The 23,147-nt window shown below is 61.4% G+C and carries 20 protein-coding genes; 15 read left to right on the top strand and 5 right to left on the bottom strand.

The window, feature by feature from the left end; all coding sequences use genetic code 11:
• The 8 genes from CKO35_RS12065 to CKO35_RS12030 all read left to right on the top strand — a co-directional run.
• On the top strand, positions 1-1,688 hold a 1,688-nt coding region (locus CKO35_RS12065), incomplete at its 5' end, for a chemotaxis protein CheA (RefSeq protein ID WP_200176402.1).
• Positions 1,689-1,756: 68 nt separating this feature from the next.
• On the top strand, positions 1,757-2,896 hold the full coding sequence (locus CKO35_RS12060; RefSeq protein ID WP_200176401.1) for a protein-glutamate methylesterase/protein-glutamine glutaminase: 1,140 nt from the start codon (positions 1,757-1,759) through the stop codon (positions 2,894-2,896).
• A gap of 3 nt (positions 2,897-2,899) precedes the next feature.
• On the top strand, positions 2,900-3,640 hold the full coding sequence (locus CKO35_RS12055; RefSeq protein ID WP_200176400.1) for a flagellar motor protein: 741 nt from the start codon (positions 2,900-2,902) through the stop codon (positions 3,638-3,640).
• A 60-nt stretch (positions 3,641-3,700) separates the two neighbouring features.
• The gene (gene motD, locus CKO35_RS12050) at positions 3,701-4,591 is read left to right on the top strand and encodes a flagellar motor protein MotD (protein WP_200176399.1); all 891 of its coding nucleotides are present in this window, start codon (positions 3,701-3,703) and stop codon (positions 4,589-4,591) included.
• Positions 4,588-5,385: a ParA family protein gene (locus CKO35_RS12045; protein ID WP_200176398.1), complete on the top strand. Its 798-nt coding sequence runs from the start codon at positions 4,588-4,590 to the stop codon at positions 5,383-5,385. Before motD ends, CKO35_RS12045 begins: the two co-directional genes overlap by 4 nt.
• The gene (locus CKO35_RS12040; RefSeq protein WP_200176397.1) at positions 5,382-6,086 is read left to right on the top strand and encodes a chemotaxis protein CheW; all 705 of its coding nucleotides are present in this window, start codon (positions 5,382-5,384) and stop codon (positions 6,084-6,086) included. Before CKO35_RS12045 ends, CKO35_RS12040 begins: the two co-directional genes overlap by 4 nt.
• A gap of 86 nt (positions 6,087-6,172) precedes the next feature.
• A complete protein-coding gene (locus CKO35_RS12035) occupies positions 6,173-6,643 on the top strand; it encodes a chemotaxis protein CheW (RefSeq protein ID WP_200176396.1) in 471 nt (156 codons plus the stop codon).
• Positions 6,644-6,885: 242 nt separating this feature from the next.
• Positions 6,886-7,278 carry a DUF2802 domain-containing protein gene (locus tag CKO35_RS12030; RefSeq protein ID WP_200176395.1) on the top strand — a complete coding sequence of 131 codons (393 nt, stop codon included), beginning with the start codon at positions 6,886-6,888 and terminating at the stop codon, positions 7,276-7,278.
• Here the strand turns inward: CKO35_RS12030 and CKO35_RS12025 are convergent.
• Positions 7,263-7,574, bottom strand: coding sequence for an EscU/YscU/HrcU family type III secretion system export apparatus switch protein (locus CKO35_RS12025; protein WP_200176394.1), 312 nt, complete (start codon positions 7,572-7,574; stop codon positions 7,263-7,265). The two genes, CKO35_RS12030 and CKO35_RS12025, sit on opposite strands and share 16 nt — an antisense overlap.
• A complete protein-coding gene (fliK, locus tag CKO35_RS18360; protein ID WP_200176393.1) occupies positions 7,574-8,788 on the bottom strand; it encodes a flagellar hook-length control protein FliK in 1,215 nt (404 codons plus the stop codon). The genes CKO35_RS12025 and fliK overlap by 1 nt, the downstream gene beginning before the upstream one ends.
• A 185-nt stretch (positions 8,789-8,973) precedes the next feature.
• Between fliK and CKO35_RS12015 the strand changes: the two genes are divergently transcribed.
• Positions 8,974-9,471, top strand: a complete 498-nt coding sequence (locus CKO35_RS12015) for a low molecular weight protein-tyrosine-phosphatase (RefSeq protein ID WP_200176392.1) — start codon at positions 8,974-8,976, stop codon at positions 9,469-9,471.
• A gap of 35 nt (positions 9,472-9,506) precedes the next feature.
• Here the strand turns inward: CKO35_RS12015 and CKO35_RS12010 are convergent, their stop codons facing one another.
• A complete protein-coding gene (locus CKO35_RS12010; protein WP_200176391.1) occupies positions 9,507-12,587 on the bottom strand; it encodes an Rne/Rng family ribonuclease in 3,081 nt (1,026 codons plus the stop codon).
• 432 nt (positions 12,588-13,019) lie between these two features.
• Between CKO35_RS12010 and CKO35_RS12005 the strand changes: the two genes are divergently transcribed.
• The 3 genes from CKO35_RS12005 to CKO35_RS11995 all read left to right on the top strand — a co-directional run bounded on the left by CKO35_RS12005 (position 13,020) and on the right by CKO35_RS11995 (position 16,045).
• Positions 13,020-13,988, top strand: coding sequence for an RluA family pseudouridine synthase (locus CKO35_RS12005; protein WP_200176390.1), 969 nt, complete (start codon positions 13,020-13,022; stop codon positions 13,986-13,988).
• A 10-nt stretch (positions 13,989-13,998) separates the two neighbouring features.
• On the top strand, positions 13,999-14,679 hold the full coding sequence (locus CKO35_RS12000; RefSeq protein ID WP_200176389.1) for an HAD-IA family hydrolase: 681 nt from the start codon (positions 13,999-14,001) through the stop codon (positions 14,677-14,679).
• A gap of 394 nt (positions 14,680-15,073) precedes the next feature.
• Positions 15,074-16,045: a S49 family peptidase gene (locus CKO35_RS11995; protein WP_200176388.1), complete on the top strand. Its 972-nt coding sequence runs from the start codon at positions 15,074-15,076 to the stop codon at positions 16,043-16,045.
• A 165-nt stretch (positions 16,046-16,210) separates the two neighbouring features.
• Here the strand turns inward: CKO35_RS11995 and CKO35_RS11990 are convergent, their stop codons facing one another.
• Positions 16,211-16,807, bottom strand: a complete 597-nt coding sequence (locus tag CKO35_RS11990; protein WP_200176387.1) for a DUF502 domain-containing protein — start codon at positions 16,805-16,807, stop codon at positions 16,211-16,213.
• A 222-nt stretch (positions 16,808-17,029) separates the two neighbouring features.
• Between CKO35_RS11990 and CKO35_RS11985 the strand changes: the two genes are divergently transcribed.
• From CKO35_RS11985 to CKO35_RS11975, 3 genes are all read left to right on the top strand, one after another.
• A complete protein-coding gene (locus tag CKO35_RS11985) occupies positions 17,030-20,818 on the top strand; it encodes a magnesium chelatase subunit H (protein WP_200176386.1) in 3,789 nt (1,262 codons plus the stop codon).
• A 122-nt stretch (positions 20,819-20,940) separates the two neighbouring features.
• Positions 20,941-21,543, top strand: coding sequence for a TlpA family protein disulfide reductase (locus tag CKO35_RS11980; RefSeq protein WP_200176385.1), 603 nt, complete (start codon positions 20,941-20,943; stop codon positions 21,541-21,543).
• Entirely contained in the window at positions 21,540-21,980 is a 441-nt protein-coding gene (locus CKO35_RS11975; protein WP_200176384.1) for a hypothetical protein, read from the top strand. Before CKO35_RS11980 ends, CKO35_RS11975 begins: the two co-directional genes overlap by 4 nt.
• 2 nt (positions 21,981-21,982) lie before the next feature.
• On the opposite strand, the gene nspC is transcribed toward CKO35_RS11975, so the two are convergent.
• Positions 21,983-23,143, bottom strand: a complete 1,161-nt coding sequence (nspC, locus tag CKO35_RS11970) for a carboxynorspermidine decarboxylase (RefSeq protein WP_200176383.1) — start codon at positions 23,141-23,143, stop codon at positions 21,983-21,985.
• Between the last annotated feature and the right edge of the window lie 4 nt (positions 23,144-23,147).

Below are 23,147 nucleotides of genomic sequence, written 5' to 3'. Positions count from 1 at the left end.
CGCCACCCCCTCCGCCCCCTCCTCCTGTGCGCGAGGTTTCTGCCTCGGTGCCGTCCACCGGGCAGCAGAAGAGCGAGGGTGATATCACGGACGAAGAATTCGAGGCGCTGCTGGATGCACTTCAAGATCGGAAGCAGGATGGTGCTGGGGAGGCAGCTGGTTCCACGCCGCAGGCCAATCCTGCTGTCCGGGCAACGCAGGACCAGGCTTCCGGCGACCTGATCAGCGATGCGGAGTTTGACCAGCTGCTGGATGAGTTGCAGGGAAAGGAGAAGCCGTCTCAAGGCCAGCAGGCATCCCCGGGTGGAAATGGGGATTCCATCACCGAAGAGGAGTTTGAAAATCTCCTCGACAATATTCATGGAAAGGGGGCAGCCTCCGGGACGCCGCGAGTGGATGGCTCTTCATCCCCCTCGCCGCAGCCTCCGGCAGCCCCCACCGTTGCAGCGCCCCCATCTTCTCCGGAGACGGCGGCGCCGGTTGGGACGGACAAGTCGACACCAGGCAAGTCAACGCCGCTGGCGGATACTTCCGTCCGGGTGGATACCAAGCGCCTGGATGACATCATGAATCTGGTGGGTGAGCTGGTGCTGGTGCGAAACCGGCTGGCAACCCTGCGCTCTCGCATGGGGGATGAGCAAGTATCCAAAGCCGTGACCAATCTGGACGTGGTGACGGCTGATCTGCAGTCTGCGGTGATGAAGACCCGCATGCAGCCGATCAAAAAGGTTTTTGGCCGTTTCCCCCGTGTGGTCAGAGACCTTGCCAGGAGTCTCAAAAAAGAGGTCAACCTTGAGCTCTGGGGAGAGGAGACGGATCTCGACAAGAATCTGGTTGAGGCCTTGGCTGATCCTCTGGTGCACCTGGTTCGCAATGCCGTGGATCATGGTATCGAGTCTCCCGAGGATCGTCTGGCTGCCGGAAAACCGCGTGCAGGGCATGTGGTTCTGTCGGCGGCCCAGGAGGGCGATCATATCCTCCTGACCATTTCTGACGATGGCAAGGGCATGGATCCGGAAGTCTTGAGGAATAAGGCGGTTGAAAAGGGGCTGATGGATGAAGATGCTGCCTCGCGTCTTTCCGACCATGATGCCTTTAATCTCATCTTCAGGGCCGGCTTTTCCACCAAGACGGAGATATCGGATGTTTCCGGGCGTGGCGTTGGCATGGACGTGGTTAAAACCCGGATCGCCCAGCTCAATGGGCGGGTGGAAGTGACCTCGGAGCTGGGCAAGGGTAGTACCCTGAGCATCCGGCTTCCGCTGACTCTGGCGATACTTCCCACGCTGATGGTCGTGCTTGGAAAGCAACGCTTTGCATTACCGCTTGCCAACGTCAGCGAAATCTTTGATCTGGATCTGTCCCGTACCAACCGGGTGGATGACCAGGAAGTCATCATGGTGCGTAATCGCTCCTTGCCTCTGTATTATCTGCGCCGCTGGCTGGTGTCCGGCGACACGGATGAGTATCGGGGTATGGGGCATGTGGTTGTGGTGTTCAGCGGTAACCAGCGTGTGGGCTTTGTGGTTGATAATCTGATCGGACAGGAGGAGGTCGTGATCAAGCCCCTGGGTAACCTTCTGCACGGAGTTCCCGGCCTTGCCGGCGCCACCATCACCGGAGACGGTGGTATCGCCCTGATTCTTGATGTACCGGGGCTTCTCAAGAATTACGCCAGGCGGCATTGATCGCCAGGACCATGATCCCTCATGATTTTCATGCGGGGAAACGATGATTGAGCATGCGGAGAGACTTGATGGCGGTTCGCGTTCTGGTGGTGGACGATTCCGGTTTTTTTCGGCGTCGCATCGTGGAAATCCTGAATGCCGATCCTTCCATTGAAGTGGTGGGTACCGCGAGCAATGGGCAAGATGCCATTGATCTGGCCGCCAGGCTGAATCCAGATGTGATCACCATGGATATCGAAATGCCGGTCATGGATGGTATCACTGCCGTGAAGCGCATCATGGCCCAACGCCCTGTCCCCATCCTGATGTTTTCCTCCCTCACCACAGAAGGCGCCAGGGCTACGCTGGAGGCCCTTGAAGCTGGCGCAGTGGATTTTCTTCCCAAGAAATTCGAGGATATTGCCCGCGATCAGGAGCAGGCCAAGGAAGAGCTTCGGCGCCGGGTCAGAACAGTGGGGCGGCGGCGTATACCGGGTCTTGCTTCGGGCAATCCCCCTGGTGCCGTTCCTGCCGCTGGCCCAGGGATCCGTCCCAGTGTGCCGATGCGCCCGTCTCCTCAACCTGCGGTGCAGGCTCCCAGCCCGGCTGTTGCACGGCCGTCGCGACCCGTCACGGATCGAGCCCCATTGAGATTGCGGGATTTCAAGGTGGTACTGATAGGGACTTCAACCGGCGGGCCTCTGGCCTTGCAGAAGGTGCTTTGTGAACTGCCGGCCAGTTTTCCCTTGCCGCTTTTGCTGATACAGCATATGCCCGCTACCTTTACGCCTGCGTTTGCACAGCGACTGGATCAACTCTGCCGGATTCAGGTCAAGGAGGCTGTTGATGGTGACGTGCTGGCGCCGGGTCTGGCACTGCTGGCACCGGGAGGCAAACAGATGGTAGTGGATTCCGCCCGTTCCGGTCAGCACCGGATACGGATCACTGAGAGTGCACCGGAGCAGCATTATCGCCCCAGTGTTGATGTGACTTTCAATTCGGCTGCCGCCGCTTTCCGAGGAGATGCCCTGGCCATCATCATGACGGGGATGGGGGCGGACGGCCGAGAAGGCGCGAGGCTTCTGAAAAGCCGCGGATCAAAGATCTGGGCTCAGGATGAAGAGAGCTGTGTAGTCTATGGAATGCCTGCCGCCGTAGTGGATGCTGGTCTTGCGGACCGCGTTCTGCCTTTGTCCCAGATAGGCAAGTTGCTGGCCGAGGGGAGCTGAAATATGGACATTCTGACCCTGACAGGTGTGCTTCTGGCCTTGGTGGCCATTTTGGGCGGCACCATTGCCAAGGGCAGTGGACTGGCTGCCCTGTGGAATCTGGCCGCGTTTGTCATAGTAGTCATCGGCACTATTGCCGCAGCCCTGATACAGGCCCGCCCGGCGGTATTTCTGCAATCACTGAGAATCCTGCCCTGGGCTTTCTTGCCACCTTCCCTTGATCCTGAGGGCATCATCGAACGCATCATCGGATGGAGCCAGGTTGCGAGAAAGGAAGGCCTTCTGGGTCTGGAGTCCCTGGCGGAAAACGAAGAGGATGCCTTTGCCCGGAAAGGTCTGCAGCTGCTTGTGGATGGTACCGAACCCGAGATCATCCGCACCATTCTCGAAGTAGACAGTCAAACTCGTGAAGATTTTCACACTCAGGCCGCCAAGGTATTTGAAAGCATGGGCGTCTATGCCCCCACCATGGGGATTATCGGCGCGGTGATGGGGCTGATGGCAGTGATGCAGAATCTGGCGGACCCCAGTCGCCTGGGGGCCGGGATCGCGGCGGCATTTGTGGCCACCATTTACGGGATTGCCTCCGCCAACCTGTTTTTCCTGCCCGTGTGCAACAAGTTGAAGGCTATCATCAAGGGGCAGGCTGATTACAGGGAAATGATCATTGAAGGGATCATTTCCATTGCGGAGGGGGAGAACCCTCGGAACATTGAGACGAAACTTCAAGGATATCTGCACTGACCCTGTTCAGCCTTCCGCCGTTCGGGTTCGTGGGTGCAAGGGGGCCGCTGGAAGTCTGTCATGTCAAGACGTCGCAAAAAGCATGAAGAGCATATTAACCACGAAGCCTGGGCGATTCCCTATGCCGATCTTCTGACCCTGCTGCTGGCTTTTTTCGTGGTGATGTACGCCATTTCCTCTCTCAACGAAGGTAAGTACCGTATTCTTTCCGAATCCCTGGTGGAGGCCTTCAGGGCCACCCCCCGTACCATCGAGCCCATCCAGGTGGGTGACCTGACCCGTTCTCCCCGTCCGTCCGTGGTGGAACCGCCTCCCATCACTGCTCCGGTGGAGCTTGGCCAGATGACACGCAGTCTGGAAGAGATCCTGGTGGATATGGACCTGGAGGGTTTGTCGGTGGCAATCGATGGCATCAATGCCATGGCTGATGAGATTGAGGTGGCGATGGCCCCGCTGATTGAAGCGGGCCTGATCGAGGTGGGGCGTGACCGTCTGTGGATTGAGGTACAGATCAATACAAGCATCCTGTTTGCCAGCGGCAGTGCGGATTTGGCAGCTGACGCGATCCCCATACTTGAAAGACTGGCTGGTATCCTGGCCCAGTTTCCCGCACGCATCCAGGTGGAGGGGCATACCGACAATGTGCCGATCAGCACGGCGGTCTATCCTTCCAACTGGGAGCTATCCTCGGGAAGAGCGGCGACTGTTGTGAATCTGTTTGCCCGCAACGGTGTGGATCCGGAACAGATGGCAGCCATCGGTTTTGGCGAATATCGCCCGAAAGCCGATAATACGACGCCGGAAGGGCGTTTGAAGAATCGCCGGGTCAATATCGTGGTTCTGGCGGGGCGTCGTCCAGGAATGACCCAGGGTACGCCGCCGGAAATGATGCGTGAAGACATCGAGATGCTGTTGAAACAGGGACGACAGACTGTGGAGGGGCCGCCATGACCGTGGTTTGGGCTGTCGCTAATCAGAAGGGTGGGGTTGGAAAGACCACTACCACTGTGTCGCTTGGCGGGCTGCTGGCTGCCCGGGGACATGAGACCTTGCTGATTGATCTTGATCCCCATGGTTCCCTGACGGCCTATTTCGGCGGCGATCCGGAAGGGGCAACGGGAGGGGTTTACAGTCTGTTCCACCAGGCGGCGGAAGGAAAGGTCGTTCACGCCGCTGGCGCAATCAGGTCAACCCGGTTTGAACACCTTTACATCCTTCCGGCTTCCACGGCCCAGGCAACCCTGGACCGCCAGCTTGGGACCCGGGAGGGTATGGGGTTGGTGATCAAACGGGCAATCCAGGGCTTGAAAGGGCGTTTCGAATTCGTCCTGCTGGACTGCCCACCCATGCTGGGTGTGCTGATGGTGAATGCGCTGGCCGCCTGCAACAAGCTACTCATCCCCGTACAGACTGAATATCTTGCCATTCGCGGACTGGATCGAATGCTGCAAACGCTGAAAATGATCCAGCGGTCACGCAGGGATGACCTTGAATATGTAGTGGTGCCGACCCTGTTTGATCGCCGTACCCGTGCATCCACGCAGGCCTTGTGGGAGCTGAGGGATAATTACAGTGACAGCCTTTGGCAGGGGGTGATTACGGTGGATACCAAGTTCAGGGAGGCAGCCATCGCCGGTATGCCGCTTCCCATCATGCTGCCGGACTCACGGGGAACAGAGGCCTATGCGCGCCTGCTGGATTCTTTGCTGGGACGGGATGACTTTCGTTGCAGAGCTGCGTCATGAGTAATCCGGATAACAGATCGGACAACCGTGAAAACCGGATTGCGGTGGTGGATGAGCCGCAGGCGCTTACCGCCTATCTGGACGACCTGCTTGCGGAGATCACCGAGATCACGCCTGCGGTATCCGTGAAGGAGGCTGTGCCCCCTTCCGGAAAGGTCGGGGATTCTTCGCCGGTCCGGGCAACCGTTACGCCCATCAAGCCATCACCCGCGGTTCGGAGCGAGCCGCCTGGCTCCGCGGGTGGTGGGGATCCGTCGCCGGAGTGGGCGCGACAGCCCTTTCAGTGTCTTCTGTTTCGTCTCGGCGGTGTCGCATTGGCAATTCCGCTGGTGAAGCTTACAGGCATTCTGGCGATGCCGAAGGACATCACCCCCATGCCGGGCCACAGCTCCCTGTTTATTGGTCTGACGGAGCACCATGGGCGCAAGGTGAAAGTCGTGGACATCAGTGCCCATGTCCTGCCACCGGAACGTTTATCGAACAGACCTGCTCCGAAAAATCTGATCCTGATTGACGAGGGGCGTTGGGGGCTGGTCTGTGATCAGGTGGAGGAGACCCTGACGCTATCTCCGGAACTGGTACGCTGGCGTTCTCCCAGCGGCAAGCGGCCCTGGCTTTCCGGCACGGTAATCAAACACCTGTGTGCGATACTGGACGCAGATTATCTGGCCAGGAGCCTGGAAAAGGGCACTTGGGTCTGAGTACACCCGGCGCATCGCCACTTCGATTTCATGATCAATGCCGGTTTCATGCCCGAACAAGCCGGCCCGAAAAGAGGTTTCAGTTAATGGCAAAAGAACCCCAGGCGGCGTCTGCCACTCAGTATGTCACCTTCCGGCTTGCGGAGGAGACCTATGCCATCAACGTCATGCAGGTGCAGGAGGTGCTGCGCGTGACGGAGATTGCGCCGGTACCGGGTGCCCCTCATTATGTCCTGGGCATCATCAATCTGCGAGGAAACGTGGTTACAGTCATTGATGCCCGTCGACGCATGGGGCTGATGGACAAGGAGTCGGATGATGCTTCCAGAATCGTGATCATTGAGGTGGGCGGACAGGTTGTAGGCATCATGGTGGACAGTGTGGCAGAGGTGATTGAGTTGGCCGCCCGTGATGTGGAACCCGCCCCTAATGTTGGCAATGATGAAAGCTCCAAGTATATTCAAGGTGTGGCCAGTCGGGATGGGGAACTGACCATCGTGGTTGATCTCAACAAGCTTCTGACCGATGATGAATGGGCCGAGGTAGCCACCCTTTAGTTCGATCTGGAGTTGATGATGGCGGCAGATCTCCCGATTCCTCCCACGCATCCATTGATTCCCGGTCGTCCGGTGCCCGAAGAAGGGGATGAACGGGGGCGTTTCCCCCGCTCTCCCTCGCGGCAAAAACAACAATCGCCGGAACAGGATTCTGACGACGGGAACACATCTTCCGATCAGTCGCCTGTTCCATCGCAAAGACCTGGTGTGGGCGATGATCCCAACCATATAGACGAGTACGCATGATTCTTTATATCGTCTTGACCCTGACCCTGCTGGTTGCTTCCGCAAGCGCGGTCGCCTGTATCTGGCTCAAGCGAGAGCTGGATAGCCTTCGCAAGCGCCTGAGTCTCCAGGAAACCGCGGTCCTCGGGCTCCGGGGTGCCCTGAGCGCATTGCATAGCGAGGAGCATCAGTTCGACAGTTATCGCAAGAAGATGGAGCAGCAATTGCGCCGACTGTCCGAGCAGCAGGAACAGGTGCTCATGCGTGATGTGGATGAAGGCCCCTATCGTCAGGCCATGCGCATGGTCCGACAAGGGGCGAGCAGGGATGATCTGGTGGCTGGTTGCGGGCTGTCTGCTGGCGAGGCAGAGCTGTTGCTGGCCATGCACCGGGATCAGTCGCTGTCCTGATCCTTGCCGATATTTTCCGGCCTGCGCCCACTGAGCATATAGATGAAGGCAAGCACTTCCGCCACCGCAACATAGAGGTTTTCCGGGATCTCTTCCCCCAAGGGAACCCGGGAGAGTGCCATGCTCAAGGCCGGATCCCGATGTACAGGTACATCGTGTTCCTGAGCAATCTCGAGAATCCTTTCGGCCAGTTCCCCTTCACCCTTGGCAGTCAGGCGCGGAGCGCCTTTCCCACCGTAGTGCAAGGCAATTGCCTGCCGGGTGCCGCGGGCATGTTCGATGGGTTTGCGTTTCATCAGGCGTGACTGTCTATCCAGGGACCGTTTGGCTGGTCCTCGTCCGGGCGTTTGGGATCAGGCGGTGTGCCGGTACGGCAATTCAGGATGGTAACCTGCAATTGGCGGGATTCGAGATTTTTCTGCAATTGGGGCAGGGCGTCGGCAAGGCGGAGGCGTACCTCCTCGGATTTGACCCAGAAATGCGTGCTGACGCTATCACCCTTCACCACTATCCGGACATGTAAGGGTCCAAGCTCCGGCAGATCCATGGCCAATTCGGCCTTCCAGGCCTGCTCATCCCCGGTTTCCTGTTGTCCACGGCGGGCCTCTCTCTCTAGGCGCAAATGTATGATATCGGCGCCCTGCTCACCGCGCAGGGCAAGTTCCAGCAGCCATCTTGGGTTGGGAGTTTCTTCGGCGCGTTCCGATGATGAAAGCTGGTGGATGACCAGCCTTGCCAGTGATCTTTCAACCTGATGTCGCAGCCCCTCCAGCAGCATGGGAAGATGCATCATCGGTGTGACCGGTGTCCGGGCCTGGGGGGTAGGGGGGGAGTTTGGCATTGGCGGTGGATGCTCCGGCAGTTGCGCCACTCCGCTTCGAAGTGGAGTGCCTGGCAGTTGCAGTGTTCCGGTCCGGGAGGTGTTGCCTGGTGGTGGAAGCGGCTGGGCGCGTAATTGTTCCGCCAGCGACATGAGGCGTGCCTTGAGATCCTGCGCGATTTCGGGTCTTTGTCCGTCAGGCAACCTGGCCAGCCTGGCCTCGTAGAAAATCCCGGAATTCAGCAGGGATTGTCGCAGCCCTTCCGAAGTGGTGATTTGCGCGATGGTGGGCATGGCCTGCCATAATCTCTGCACTGCCTGGAGGACATTGTCCGGCGGCCTTGTATACCCGGTATTGGCAGGCTGGTTAAGATGGTGGAGGGTTGCAAGCAGGGGGGCTTGCCCCGCTTGCTGGGGAACCCACTGCCTGAAATGCTGGGAGAGCGAGGGCGGAGGGGGATTCGGAGGAGGCGGCGGTTCCCGAAGCAGCGCCATTTCCAGTCTGGGGTTGAGGGCGATAACCTGCATCCGCAGGTTTTCTCCGGCCCGTACGGGAACGGGAAGCGGGAGTTCCAGTTTTTCGCCCGCCAGCCTGAGTTGTACTGTGTCCCCAGCCTGATTGCTGCCGGTCAGTACCCTGGCATGGAGAATCTGTCCAATCTGGAGGATCTGCTGAAGGTTCCTGAGCACGGCACTTTGAAGTTCCGCGGGCTGGAGTCTGATCGGCTGGGGAGCAGAAATATCCATGGATTGTCTAAAGATAGCCTGTGTGGATAGGCCGTGGCAACGCAGCGCGAGTGCCGATGGATGAATGAATGAGCATCAGATGGTTTCAGCGAGCTTGGCAACCAAAATCCAGAGGTAGAGGTTTGGAAATGAAAGTCAGCGTCCTGTTCGTTTGCATGGGGAATATTTGTCGTTCCCCCTTGGCTCAAGGTGTGTTTGAGCATCACTTGGCCCGGGCCGGTCTTTCCGATGTGATTCATGTGGATTCCGCCGGAACCCATGCTTACCACGTTGGGGAACCGCCAGACGAACGTGCGCGGCGCACCGCGCAGGCGCGGGGTATTGATCTCTCGGCTCAGCGGGCCCGGCGGATGGAACGGGAGGATCTGGACAGGTTCGATTATGTGCTGGTGATGGACAGGGATAATCTGGAGAGCGTGAGGAGGATGGGGGAGGCGCGATCAGGGGTGCGTCTCTCCCTGCTGATGGAATTCGGTGAAGGTTGGAGCGAAAAGGAGGTCCCCGATCCATATTATGGCGGATCGACAGGATTTGAGCGGGTGATGGATATGGTTGAGGATGCCGCTTTGGGATTGTTGAACCATATCCGCATCAGTCACGATCTCAGTTCTACGGGCCGGGGGTAGTCCCCCCGGCCCGTAACTGCGGAAGCGGCGGTGTTTCAGCGTTCCTCGGCCGCCGTTTCCTTGCTTCCATCCCTGGGTGGATTGTCACGTTCACTGTCCGGGCGGGCGGCGGCAGGTGCGCTTTTCGCCGTGGTGGCATCCTGATTTGGAGCTGGCCGCGCCGGATCCTCTTTATGCTCTTTCCCAATGGCCTCTGCAGGCTTTTGAGGACGATCCCCGCCGGTTTGCTCTGAATTGCCCGGCTCGGGGGCTGACGGGGCCGGTTGTGGGCTGTCCTTTTCTTTTGTCTCCTGCTCTTGCGCGGCACCGCTTCTGCGGTTGTCGTTGCGTCTGGCCGTCGTCGGTCTTTGCGTCTTTATTGAACCCGAACGGCGTGGTGCCTTGCTCTCATCGGGGTTGGGCTTCATGTCCTGTCCGGTTTCGGCCGGAGGGCCTGCCTGCTCGGCCTTGTCCCGAGCATGCTCACCCGTGGCTGGCTGGGGCGCGGCCTCGGCAGGATTGGAACTGGATGCCAGCCTTACCGAATCGCTTTTGGTATCCGTGGGCTGGACTTCCGTTCCACTGCTGGACGTCTGGAGGGGGGGAATGCTCGCAATGGGCTTGGCCGCGGCCGGAGGCGGCAGTTGCCGGACTGCAGCATCGCTATCGGGAGTGCCGGTCTGCGCGGGCGCACCATTTTTCCCCTCGCCCGGTTTTGTTTCAGCCGGAGTGGTCGTTGCAGATTCCACGGACTGCCGCGCATCGCTGGCAGCCGATGCCTCGGCAGTATCCACGGGGCGGCGGGGAGGGCGGCGATCCCTGGGGGGGGCTGCCTTGCCCTGATCCTGGCGTTCAGTTTCCGATGTCCCTTGGGCGGCCTGAGTCTGAGCGGAATGATCCGACGAGGGTTGAGGCGGATTCTGGTGGCCGTTTTCGGTATTACGTTGCTCCCCCCCGGTGCCGGACCCGCGCCGGCGACGTCGTCCACCGCGACGACCTCTACTGCGGGGTGATTTGCCGTCCTGCTCCGGTGCCGTGGAAGTGTCGTTCTCGTGATTCCTGGACTCGTTGGCAGGCAATACCCGCGTATCCTGCTTGCCCGACTCCGGGGGCTGGGGCGTGGCGGACTCGCTGGCGGCCTTGGCTGAATCGGGGCGATTGCTTCCGCTGGGCCTTGCCTTGTCGTCGCCGCTTGCTTCACGGCCTCTGCGTGTACGGCCCGCATTCCGGCGTGAACGCCCACCACGTCCCGAGTCCGCTTCGACGTCCTGCGCGGGGCGATCACGCCGCGAGGGTGTGCCGGCATCCGCCGCCGGGCTGCGTTTTTCCGCGGTTTGTCCCGTTTCCTGGGGTTCTGCACTACGGTCAGGCCGGATTCGCTGCGGCGATCCGATGGCGGTCTGGGGGGCAGGACGCTCTTCATTGGAGAACAGGCTGCTCCAGATGCGACTGAAAAGGCCCGGCAGCGAGACTGTGGAAACGCTGCGCCGCCCTTGGAGCGAAGCTGACTGGACACCGCTGCGGGGCTGGATTTCCAACGGCGCCGGAGCCGTGGTTGCGATGGTCTGAACCAGTGCCTTTTCCAGGCGGGTCTTGCGGGTCTGGTTCACCAGTTCCGGTTCATCTTCGGTGGTGATCTGATAGCTGCTTTTTCCCTGAAGCTCATCGGCCACTTCATCGCCACGCATGCGCCGTACGGTGAAATGTGGCGTCAGCATGCTGGGGGAGGGGACGAGGGTGATCTCCACGGAATAGCGGCTTTCTATGGTGGATATCACCTCTCTTTTTTCATTGAGCAGGAATGTGGCGACATCCACGGGCAGGTGAGCCAGGACACGGCCGGTCTTTTCCTTCATGGCCTCTTCTTCGACCAGCCTCAGAACGGACAACGAAAGGGATTCCACGCTGCGGATATGGCCATGGCCATTGCATCGGGGACAGACAATCTGGCTGGATTCCCCCAGGGATGGGCGAAGGCGCTGCCGGGACATTTCCAGCAGACCGAAGCGGGAGATGCGTCCCACCTGGACCCGGGCGCGGTCCATCTCCAGGGCCGATCGCAGGCGGTTTTCCACCTCGCGTTGGTTCTTGTTGGGGGCCATGTCGATGAAATCAATGACGATCAGGCCGCCCAGGTCACGCAGGCGGAGTTGCCGGGCTATCTCCTCGGCAGCTTCCAGGTTGGTGTTGAAGGCCGTTTCCTCGATGTCGCTGCCCTTGGTGGCCCGGGCGGAGTTGACGTCGATGGAGATCAGTGCCTCGGTGTGATCGATGACGATGGCGCCGCCAGAGGGCAGGGTGACCTCGCGCTGGAAGGCTGCCTCGATCTGGCTTTCGATCTGGTAGCGGTTGAACAGGGGGACATGGTCTTCGTAGAGCTTGAGCTTGCGCAGATTGTTGGGCATCACCTGCTGGACGAAGTCACGCGCCTGTGAGAACACCTTGGGATCATCAATGATGACTTCGGCGATGTCATTGCGCATGTGATCCCGCAGGGTGCGGATGATCACATTGCTTTCCTGATAGATCAGGAAAGGCCCCTTGCGGCTTTCGGCGGCTTCGGCGATGGAGTTCCAGAGGGTCTTGAGGTATTCCAGGTCCCACTGCAGTTCCTCAACACTGCGGCCGACACCGGCAGTGCGGGCGATCAGACCCATGCCTTGGGGGACATCCAGCTGCGCCAGTGATTCACGGATCTCGCTGCGTTCCTCCCCTTCGATGCGACGTGACACGCCGCCAGCACGAGGGTTGTTGGGCATCAGTACCAGGTAGCGTCCGGCCAGGCTGACGAAGGTGGTCAGGGCTGCGCCCTTGTTGCCCCGCTCTTCCTTTTCCACCTGGACGATGAGCTCCATGCCTTCCTTGAGCGCGGTCTTGGGTGAGGATTCGTTCCCTTCCTGGTTCAGATAGCTGCGGGCGACCTCCTTGAGCGGCAGGAAACCATGACGTTCAGAGCCATAGTTGACAAAAGCCGCTTCAAGGCTGGGTTCAACGCGGGTGATGACACCTTTGTAAACGTTGGCTTTTTTCTGTTCGCGGGAAGGGAGTTCGATGTCCAGATCGTAGAGTTTCTGGCCGTCCACCATGGCCACACGCAGCTCTTCCGGCTGCGTGGCATTGACGAGGATTCGTTTCATGAAATGTATCTCGGGTGCAAGGCCCTGCCACGCCCCTGCGTTCAGGCGGCGTCGGCGGTACAGCATGGAGGGGGCGCACGCCGCCGATCATCAGGGCGCATGCGAACAGCCATGTGAGCTCGACGCCCGCAGGTACAAGGTACGACGGGGGCGTGGGGGCAAGGTTGTCCAAAAAACCGCTCAGAATATTCAAAAGGATCTTTTTTCTAGAGCGTGAATATCCATGACGGGGAACGACACATGCCTCCAGGGGCAGGCATTCTCCGTTTGGTGTTCTGTCGGTCGCGGGAGGTGGGCGATTCGGGAGGGTTTGCGGCAACCACGAGGCTGCGGGCCGCTCCGATATCTGCCGAGTCAACCCAGCGCGACGCGCCATGATAGCAACCCGGTAAAATTCCATCAAACCTTTGAGCGACCTGTTATTATTCGACAATGCCAAAAACCCCCGAATCCAGCCTTTCGACGGTTGTTCACGCCCAGGTCAGTGCGGCCGATGCCGGGCAGCGCCTGGACAATTTCCTTCTGCGCCATCTGAAGGGCGTGCCCCGCACACGGGTCTACCGGCTGCTGCGCAAGGGAGAGGTACGTGTCAACAAGGGTCGTGCCAAGCCCGATTATCGGGTCGTGACCGGCGACAGGGTACGGATTCCGCCGGTCAGCCGCAGTGAGCCCCGTCAGGATGACCGGCCTCTGCCCCAGGGGCTGATGGATCTGCTGAATCGTTCGGTGCTGCTGGAAGACGATGATCTGCTGGTGATCAACAAGCCGGCCGGTCTGCCGGTGCATGGCGGCAGCGGCGTGACCGTGGGGGTTATCGAAGCCCTGCGCAAGATGGGCCGGGGAGAGCCCTTCCTGGAACTGGCTCATCGCCTTGATCGGGAGACCAGTGGCTGTCTGGTGCTGGCCCGTAACCGTCAGGCGCTTCTGGCCTTTCATGAACTGCTGCGCGGCGGCGGGATCGATAAGGCCTATCTGGCCCTGCTGGCGGGACAGTGGCCGGGTGGTGAACGCCGGGTGAATGCAGGTCTTGCCCGGAATGTCCGTCGTGGCGGTATCCGGCTGGTGCAGGTGGATGATGAAGAGGGCCGTGATGCAGACAGTCTGTTCACCCCGGTGCGGCGTTTTGAGCAGGCCACCCTGATGGATGTCCGAATCGGCACGGGGCGAACCCATCAGATCCGTGTGCATGCGGCCCATGAGGGACATCCGGTGGCCGGTGATCGGCATTACGGTAACTTCGAATTCAACCGACGGTTGAAGAAGCTGGGGCTCAGGCGCCAGTTCCTGCATGCCCGCGCCCTGCATTTCACGTTGCCGGGCAGTGGCCGTGCCTATGCCGTCGAGGCCCCGCTGGAACCGGAGTTGGAGCAGGTGCTGGAGCGGCTTGCACCACTGGATTGAGGTTTTCCCTGTGATATCTGACAACCCCTATCAACTGCTGGTCTTCGACTGGGACGGCACCTTGATGGACTCGGTGGCCCGCATCGTGACCTGTATGCAGTCCACCATCGAGGCCCTGGGTATTGCCCCGTTGCCGGAGCATCGGCTGCGCCATGTGATCGGGCTGGGCATGCGGGAAGCCATCCTGCAACTCTATCCGGATGCGGATGAAGATTTGTTTCAGGCCTTCACGCAGGCCTATCGGGAACGGTTCCTGTTCACCGACGACACCCCCATGCCCTTGTTTGCCGGCGTGCCGGAACTGCTTCATGAGCTGCGTGGCCAGGGATACTGGTGTGCCGTGGCCACCGGTAAATCCCGGGTGGGGCTGGACCGGGTGCTGGACGAAACGGGTCTGGGGTCTCACTTTCTCACGACGCGCTGCGCGGATGAGACACTCTCCAAACCCCACCCCCAGATGTTGCTGGAAATCATGGACGAGCTGGGCGTCATGCCGGCGCAGACGTTGATGATCGGTGACAGTACCCATGACCTGCTGATGGCCCGCAATGCCGGTACCGACGCCCTGGGGGTGACCTCCGGTGTTCATTCCGCCCGGGAACTGCAATCCCATGCCCCCCGAAGCCTGCTGGAGGGAGTGGCACAATTGCCCGACTGGCTGGGGCGCCGGGAGCATGGCCGGTCCTCGTAGGTGTGTCCGGTCCTTGGTGGGGGGAGCCTCATGTGGTCGCTTCCTAAAGGCGCCTTTTTCACGGGCGGCCAGGTTTTTTTGCGACTTCAGGCCAGGTTCGCTGGTCGCTCCAGGTCAAGTTGAGTTGTCACCTTATCCGTTACTTCCTCGAAGGCGGGAGCCCAGGATTTGGAGTCCGCACATGGATTCCCGCTTTCGCGGGAATGACGGGATCTTGGGGCAATGATGGGCCGTCTGGGGTGATGACTGACGGGGTCTGGGGGCGATGATGGGGTGCCTGGGTAATGACGGGAGACACGAGATGGTGGCGGGAGGCTTTGGGTAATGACCTGCCTGGAACATCTTTCGGGTCTGTGGTCGAAAACATCATGTGCAATCAAGGACACTTCAACAGATGAATGCTTCAATTGATCCCGATGACGGCCAGCGCCGTTCCGCCCCGGAGAACTGGGAGCGTGAGGCCCTGCGCGAAATTGCCCTGGCAGGCGTCAAGGAACGCCGCGCCGCCCGCCGCTGGGGCATCTTCTTCAAGTTGCTGGGCTTTTCCTACCTCTTCTTCATCCTGTTTGCGGTGATGGACTCCGTGCCCGGACGGGATGCGGATCGCAAGGCCCAGCACACCGCTCTGGTGGATGTTCAGGGCATCATCGCCGAGGGGAGTGCCGCCAGTGCCGACCTGGTGGTGAGGGGATTGCGGGCCGCCTTCGAGAACCGCAATACCGCAGCGGTGATCCTGCGCATCAACAGTCCGGGCGGCAGTCCGGTGCAGGCGGGATATATCAATGACGCCATCCGGCACCTGCGCGAGCAGCATCCCGACATCCCCCTCTATGCGGTGATCTCCGATGTGGGGGCTTCCGGTGGTTACTATGTGGCCGTTTCCGCAGACCGCATCTATGCCGACAGGGCCAGCATCATCGGTTCCATCGGTGTGCGCATGGACAGCTTCGGCTTTGTGGATGCCATCGACCGTCTCGGTATCGAGCGCCGCCTGATGACGGCGGGCGGCAACAAGGGCCTGCTGGATCCCTTCATGCCCGTGCAGGCGGATGAGAAGGCCCATGTACAGGCCTTGCTTGATCGTATCCATGAGCAGTTCGTGGAGGCTGTGAAGACCGGCCGGGAGGGGCGGCTCGCGGATGATCCCCGTCTGTTCACCGGCCTGATCTGGACCGGTGAGGAAAGCGTGGAACTGGGGCTGATCGACGGTCTGGGTAGCGCAGGCTATGTCGCCCGCGAGGTGATCGGTGAGGAGCGGATTGTGGACTTCACCCGGCGCCAGGATCTGTTCACCCGGCTGGTGGAGGGCCTGGGGGTGGCCGCTCTCCGGGTGTTCCAGGACGGTTTCCAGGGCACCCTGCGATAATCCCCGGCGGCGCGCAGGGATAAGGTTGCCGCCAGGGTCCGGAGGCAGGCCGGCGTCCTTGATGCTGTGTCAACGGCAACGGATGGATGCCGGCCTGCCGGCGAGTGAGTCAGTATGATGAAGGCTTGTCTTTACTCGTCGGCAGGCCGACTCCGGTGCCGGAGGTCAGGTGTCGTTCTTGTGCGCGGATACACCGGCGGTGAGGGTGTAGCGCATGGCGTCTTCCAGTGACAGATCCAGCGGTTCCACCCGCTCACGGGGCAGCATCAGTGTGTAGCCGCCGATCTGGTAGCTCATGGGCAGGTAGACGGCGATCACCCCCGCGCCGCCCAGATTGTCGGGCAATCCGGTAAAATCCTCGCGGGTGACGAATCCCACCAGTTTGCCATCCATGCCCGGCAGGGTGACCAGTACCGCCTCGCCAAAGCGTTTCTGGATGTCGCTGGAGAACAGGCGGGTTACGTCGCGCACCGTGCCATGGATGGTTTTCACCACCGGAATGCGCTGCATCCAGCCTTCCACCCAGTCGAAAACACCTTGTACGATATAGGCTCGCATCAGTAGTCCGAGGGCAAAAATAAGCCCGATGCCGGTGATGAGTCCCAGTCCCGGGAAATAGAGCACGTCGGGTAGCACCCACTGCAGTACCGTGCCCAGCAGGTTCTCAAGGGTATTGCCCAGCCACAGCAGCAGGACGATGGTGACCAGCAGGGGCAGTATCGCCGCCAGACCGGTGAGGAAAGTGCGGGTTATTCCTTTCAAGATGACCCTCCATTCAAGTTGCGGGTATTGTGTTGAGTGGCGTAAAGGCAGTTCAGCAACTTCTGATAAACGGGCAACACGACAAAACTCAACTATAGCCCGGGTTGTTGTCTAGCTTGGTTGACACCCGGGGCAGGGCGAACTAATTTGACACGCAGTTCTAGGGTGAATCCGTCCTGCCGCCTCACCCGGCCCAATTTATCAACAGGCACCAAGAGCATCATGGCAACAAAGCCCAAGTCCACAGTTGATCATACTCCCGTCCGGGTTGTCATCGTGACCATGGACACTCATCTGGCCAGTGCCACGGACCGGGCACGGATCAAGCTCCAGAAAGACCTGCCGGGCCTGACGCTGAGCCTGCACGCCGCCTCCGAATGGCAGGGCGACCAGGAGGCCCTGGAGGCCTGCCGGTCGGACATCGAGAAGGCGGACATCATCATCGCCACCATGCTGTTCCTGGAAGACCAGTACAAGCCCATCGTGCCGGCCCTGGAAGCCCGTCGCGACAACTGCGATGCCCTGGTCTGTGCCATGTCCGCCGCCGATGTCACCAAGTTGACCCACATGGGCAGCTTCGACATGTCCAAGCCCAGCAGTGGCCCCATGACCCTGCTCAAGCGTCTGCGGGGCAACAAGGACAAGGAATCCGGCGGGACCGCCGGTGCCCAGCAGATGAAGATGCTGCGGCGCATTCCCCAGCTTCTGCGCTTCATCCCGGGCACCGCCCAGGATGTCCGCGCCTATTTCCTCACCCTGCAATACTGGCTGGGCGGTTCGGAAGAGAACATGAGCAACATGATTCGCTTCCTCGTCGACCGCTATGCCTCCGGCCCTCGCGCCGCCCTCAAGGGCAAGGTGCCGTCCTCCATGCCGGTGGAATATCCCGAGACCGGCATCTATCACCCGGACATGAAGCCGCGCATCTCCGATCGTCTGCAGGACCTGCCGGTCCGCTGGTCCGACAAGAATGCCAAGGGTCGGGTCGGGGTACTGGTGCTGCGTTCCTATGTCCTGGCGGGTAATGCCGGCCACTATGATCCGGTGATCCGCAGCCTGGAGGAGGAAGGCCTGCAGGTGGTGCCGGCCTTCGCCTCCGGCCTGGACTCCCGTCCCGCCATCGAAAAGTTCTTCATGAAGGATGGCCGTCCCACGGTGGATGCCGTGGTGTCCCTGACCGGTTTTTCCCTGGTGGGCGGTCCTGCCTACAACGATGCCCGCGCCGCCGAGGAGATCCTGTCCAGGCTGGACGTGCCCTATGTGGCCGCCCATCCGGTGGAATTCCAGACCCTGGACCAGTGGGGCAACTCGGACCGCGGCCTGTTGCCGGTGGAAAGCACCATCATGGTGGCCATCCCGGAGCTGGACGGCAGCACCGTGCCCATGGTCTATGGTGGGCGTCCCGGCGGTGAAGGGGCGGTCTGCCAGGGTTGCGACACCCCCTGCACCTTCACCCAGATCGAGAACCCGCAGGACATGTCCACCTGCAAGGAGCGCACCGCCATGCTGGTGGCCCGGGTGCGCAAGCTGGTGGAGTTGCGCCGCTCCGAGCGCGCCCAGCGCAAGGTGGCCATCGTCCTGTTCAACTTCCCGCCCAATGCGGGCAATACCGGCACCGCCGCCTACCTGGCGGTGTTCGAATCCCTCTTCAACACCCTCAAGGCCATGAAGGCGGAAGGGTACCAGGTGGACTTGCCCGAGAACGCCGACGCCCTGCGCGAGGCGGTGATCAACGGCAACCGGGAGCAGTACGGCTCCGATGCCAACGTCCATACCCTGATCCCCGCCGAGGAACACGTGCGCCGGGAACGCTGGCTCAAGCAAATCGAATCCCAGTGGGGCGCCGCGCCCGGCAAGCTGCTCAGTAACGGCAGTTCCATCCTGGTCCAGGGCCGGCAGTTCGGCAACGTGCTGGTGGCCGTGCAGCCGTCCTTCGGCTACGAAGGTGACCCCATGCGCCTGCTGTTCGAGCACGGCTTTGCCCCCACTCACGCCTTCTCCGCCTTCTATCGCTACCTGCGGGAGGATTTCAAGGCCCACGCGGTACTGCATTTCGGTACCCACGGCGCCCTGGAGTTCATGCCCGGCAAACAGGTGGGCATGTCCGGCACCTGCTGGCCGGATCGCCTCATCGGCGATCTGCCCAACCTGTACCTGTACGCTTCCAACAACCCCTCGGAAGGGGCCATCGCCAAGCGCCGCGCCGGTGCCACCCTGATCAGCTACCTGACCCCGCCGGTGGCCCATGCGGGGCTGTATCGCGGCCTGCTGGACCTGAAGAGTTCCCTTGAGCGCTGGCGCGGTCTGGAGCCCGAGCAGGCCCATCAGCGGGAGGAACTGGCGGCCCTGATCCAGTCCCAGGCCGCCGAGTTGGAGCTGTGCAAGGCCGAGCCCCTGTGGGATGTTTCCGATGCCGGGGATGCGGATACGCAGATCCTCAAGCTCAACGAGCAGATCCTGGAACTGGAGTACACCCTCATCCCCCACGGTCTGCACGTGGTGGGGCAGCCCCTGTCCGAAGAGGAGCGGGTGGACATGCTCCTGTCCATGGCCGAGGCTACCGACGAGAGCCGGCCCGACCGTGACCTGATCGAGGCCCTGGTCCGCACCGGTTCCGCCGACAAGGCGCTGAAGCAGACCGGCGCCCAGGTGGATGATGCCACCCTGGAGCGTCTGCGGGAGCTGGCCAACGCCGACCATCTGCTGGCCCAGGAAACGGAGCTGGAAGGCATCATCAAGGCTCTGGATGGACGCTACCTGCGTCCGGCCCCGGGCGGTGACGTCATGCGTACCCCCGAGGTGCTGCCCACCGGCCGCAACCTGCACGGCTTCGATCCCTTCCGGATCCCCAGTGCCTATGCCCTTCAGGATGGCGCCCGCCAGGCGGAACGCCTGCTGGCCCGCCATGTGGAAGAAGGCAACCCGCTGCCGGAGTCCATCGCCCTGGTGCTGTGGGGCAGTGACAACCTCAAGACCGAGGGCAGCCAGATCGGTCAGGCCCTGGCCCTGGTGGGTGCCAGACCCCGGTTCGACAATTATGGTCGCCTGGCCGGCGCCACCCTGATTCCCCTGGAGGAACTGGGGCGTCCCCGGGTCGACGTGGTGATCACCCTGTCGGGCATCTTCCGCGACCTGCTGCCGCTGCAGATCAAGCTGCTGGCCGAGGCCACCTTCCTGGCCGCCAGCGCCGATGAGCCGCTGGATCGGAACTTCGTTCGTGCCCATGCCCTGGCCTACCAGGAGAAGCACGGCTGCGATCTGGAAACCGCCGCCTTGCGGGTCTACGGCAATGCCGACGGTGCCTACGGCTCCAACGTCAACAACCTGGTGGAGAACGGCCGCTGGAACGACGAGGACGAACTGGCCGATACCTACACCCAGCGCAAGGGCTTTGCCTACGGTCTGTCCGGCCGTCCGGTGAAGCAGGATGCCCTGCTCAAGAGCATGCTGGCGGACGTGCAGCTCACCTACCAGAACCTGGATTCGGTGGAGCTGGGAATCACCACGGTGGACAACTACTTCGACACCCTGGGCGGTATCAGCCGGGCAGTGCGTCAGGCCCGGGGCGGCCAGGATACCCCGGTATACATCGGTGACCAGACCAAGGGTGACGGGACCGTCCGCACCCTGTCGGAACAGGTCGCCCTGGAAACCCGGACCCGGATGCTCAATCCCAAATGGTACGAAGGGGCCCTCAAGCATGGCTACGAGGGCGTGCGCCAGATCGAGGTGCATATCACCAACACCATGGGATGGTCCGCCACCACCGGTCAGGTGCAGCCCTGGGTCTACCAGAAGCTGTCCGAGACCTTCATGCTGGATCCGGAGATGCGCGAGCGTCTGGCCGCCCTCAACCCCACTGCCTCGGCCAAGATGGCCAATCGTTTGCTGGAGGCTTCGGAGCGCAACTACTGGCAGCCCGACGAGGAGACCCTGGAGGCATTGCGCCGTGCCGGTGAGGAGCTGGAGGACCGTCTGGAAGGTACCTACGAGCAGCCGCCCGCCGCATGATCAAGGTTGCGGGGGCGCGGCGACAGGCCGTTGCCCCCGCAATCCCATCCCCATTCTTTTCGACATCTCCCCGATCTGTGCTATAGGAATGTGGATTCCGTCCACTTCCATGAGCTGGGGAGATGCACCATCCAGCCTGTCCCGCCCGTCCTTTCGATCGCCTGCGCCACCATGCCAGGCTGTTTGCCTGCCTGCTGGCCTTGCCTCTGTTTTCCTGTGGTTCCCCCAGGGACCAGACGGGTGAGTTCTATACCGACTGGGATCGGGCCGGTGGCTGTGCCGGCGTTCAATCGGTGGCCGACGATCGCCTGGACGCAACGGGGCGACGGGTGGATGTGTGCGACAGGGTGGATAATGGGTGGATCTGGGTGACCTATGCGGCGGCCTGGTGCGGGGCCAGCCAGAGCCAGGCTAGCCCCATTCGTGAACTGCATCGATCCGCCATGCCGTCGCTGCAGGTTTACACCGTGCTGACCGGAGCAGATGAGCCGTTTCAGCCGGCGGGGGTGGGAGATGCCCGTCGCTGGGCCGGTCGCTTTGGTCTTCCCCCCGAAGGGGTGTTGGCGGAAGGGCACAGCACCCGCACCCTGCCGCAGCACCTGCTGATCGGCCCCGATGGGCGGACCTGGTACCGTTACATCGGCTATCTGCAGGCCACGGAGATGCGGGACATCATCAACGATTTCGCCACCAGCGAGCGGTTTCCGTTCATACCGCCGAGATGAGCCGCTCCAGAACCCCCGGTCGACGTGATATTGCCCTGCTGGCTCTGGCGCTGCTTTCCATCCCCGCCTGGTTTGTCCTGGTCGCATGGCTGGACGAGTCGTACACCGGCTGGTCCGAACTGTCCCTGCTGTACCCGGCGGAAGGGCGACTGCTGGATAACAGCCAGGGACCCGTCATCGTTTCCTTCAAACCCCCGGGAAGGCCGCGCACCCAGTTGGGCGGGCGCGTCCGCTTCATCGAGACCGGTTTCGATGCCGGCGGCATCTGGTTGCGCAGCACCCGCTCCACCCCCCAGCCACCCTTGTACTTTCCCTACGAGCGGATCAGGGGATGCCCCCTGCTGAGCCTGTATTTGAAGGACACGGACATCATCGTCACCATTCAGGATCAGGCCGTGATGGATGCCTGCCAGGCCCGGGTCATGGGGGTACGTTAGGTTCAGCTCAGTCGTTGCATGTAGTCTTCGTAGCCGAAGGTCTTTACTGTCCTCACGGCGCGGGTATCCTCTTCCACCCGGCAAATGGCGGGCAGGCGGATGCCGTTGAAGGTGGTGGTCTTGACCATGGTGTAGTGGGCCATGTCGGTGAACACCAGGCGCTGTCCGATCTCCAGGGGACGGTCGAAGGAATACTCCCCGACGATGTCGCCAGCCAGACAGGTGGAGCCACCCAGGCGATAGGTGAAGGTCTTCTCCCCCGGCATTCCCGCACCGATGATCTCCGGTCGATAGGGCATCTCCAGCACGTCCGGCATGTGGGCGGTGGCGGAGGTGTCCAGGATGGCGATGGGACCGGCGTTCTGCACGATGTCCAGCACCGTGCACACCAGGTAGCCGGTGCGCAGGGCGATGGCCTCGCCCGGCTCCAGGTAGACCGTCACCCCCGGATGACGGGCACGGAAATCCCGGATCAGGCGGATCAGCCGTTCCACGTCATAGTCGTCCCGGGTGATGTGATGACCGCCGCCGAAGTTGATCCACCGTCGGCCCGGGATGTATTGCCCGAACCGGGCCTCGAAGGCCTCCAGAGTGTGCTCCAGGGCATCACTGTTCTGCTCGCACAGGGTGTGGAAATGCAGGCCCTCCAGGCCCGTCAGGTCCACCCCGGCCAGATCCACAGACCGTGTCCCCAGGCGGGAGCCGGGGGCGCAGGGGTCGTAGAGGGCCACCTTGCCTTCGGAATACTCCGGATTCACCCGGATGCCGCAGGAGATGTGCCGGCCAGCCCCGGCCACCTGCTTGCGAAAACGCTGCCACTGGGCGGGGGAGTTGAAGCTGATGTGGTCGGCATGGTGCACCACCACCTTCATCTCCTCCTCGGTGAAGGCGGGGGAGTACACGTGCACCTCCCCGCCGAACTTCTCCGCCCCCAGGCGGGCCTCGTCCTGGCCGCTGGCGGTGGTGCCCACCAGGTATTCCCGGACCATGGGGAAGGTATCCCACATGGCGAAGCCTTTCAGGGCCAGCAGGATGCGACAGCCGCTGTCGGCCTGGACCTGCTTGAGCAGGGCCAGGTTCTTGCGCAGCAGGGCGTCGTCCACCACGAAGGCGGGCGACGGGCAGGCATGGACGTCAAAAAAGGGAGGGGTCGTCTTGTCCATGGGC

The organism is Ectothiorhodospira shaposhnikovii, from assembly GCF_016584105.1.
Classification (GTDB): Bacteria; Pseudomonadota; Gammaproteobacteria; order Ectothiorhodospirales; family Ectothiorhodospiraceae; genus Ectothiorhodospira; species Ectothiorhodospira shaposhnikovii.
This window is presented reverse-complemented; position numbering and strand designations above follow the sequence as displayed.

Bases quoted from the DNA above. Each gene is read 5' to 3' on its own strand.
- CKO35_RS12040 (WP_200176397.1), top strand. From the start codon at position 5,382: ATGAGTAATCCGGATAACAGATCGGACAACCGTGAAAACCGGATTGCG.
- CKO35_RS12055 (WP_200176400.1), top strand. From the start codon at position 2,900: ATGGACATTCTGACCCTGACAGGTGTGCTTCTGGCCTTGGTGGCCATT.
- CKO35_RS12030 (WP_200176395.1), top strand. From the start codon at position 6,886: ATGATTCTTTATATCGTCTTGACCCTGACCCTGCTGGTTGCTTCCGCA.
- CKO35_RS11980 (WP_200176385.1), top strand. From the start codon at position 20,941: ATGCACCATCCAGCCTGTCCCGCCCGTCCTTTCGATCGCCTGCGCCAC.
- CKO35_RS12015 (WP_200176392.1), top strand. From the start codon at position 8,974: ATGAAAGTCAGCGTCCTGTTCGTTTGCATGGGGAATATTTGTCGTTCC.
- CKO35_RS12060 (WP_200176401.1), top strand. From the start codon at position 1,757: ATGGCGGTTCGCGTTCTGGTGGTGGACGATTCCGGTTTTTTTCGGCGT.
- CKO35_RS11985 (WP_200176386.1), top strand. From the start codon at position 17,030: ATGGCAACAAAGCCCAAGTCCACAGTTGATCATACTCCCGTCCGGGTT.
- CKO35_RS12025 (WP_200176394.1), bottom strand. From the start codon at position 7,574: ATGAAACGCAAACCCATCGAACATGCCCGCGGCACCCGGCAGGCAATT.
- motD (WP_200176399.1), top strand. From the start codon at position 3,701: ATGTCAAGACGTCGCAAAAAGCATGAAGAGCATATTAACCACGAAGCC.
- CKO35_RS12010 (WP_200176391.1), bottom strand. From the start codon at position 12,587: ATGAAACGAATCCTCGTCAATGCCACGCAGCCGGAAGAGCTGCGTGTG.
- CKO35_RS12045 (WP_200176398.1), top strand. From the start codon at position 4,588: ATGACCGTGGTTTGGGCTGTCGCTAATCAGAAGGGTGGGGTTGGAAAG.
- CKO35_RS12005 (WP_200176390.1), top strand. From the start codon at position 13,020: ATGCCAAAAACCCCCGAATCCAGCCTTTCGACGGTTGTTCACGCCCAG.
- CKO35_RS11995 (WP_200176388.1), top strand. From the start codon at position 15,074: ATGAATGCTTCAATTGATCCCGATGACGGCCAGCGCCGTTCCGCCCCG.
- CKO35_RS12035 (WP_200176396.1), top strand. From the start codon at position 6,173: ATGGCAAAAGAACCCCAGGCGGCGTCTGCCACTCAGTATGTCACCTTC.
- CKO35_RS11975 (WP_200176384.1), top strand. From the start codon at position 21,540: ATGAGCCGCTCCAGAACCCCCGGTCGACGTGATATTGCCCTGCTGGCT.
- nspC (WP_200176383.1), bottom strand. From the start codon at position 23,143: ATGGACAAGACGACCCCTCCCTTTTTTGACGTCCATGCCTGCCCGTCG.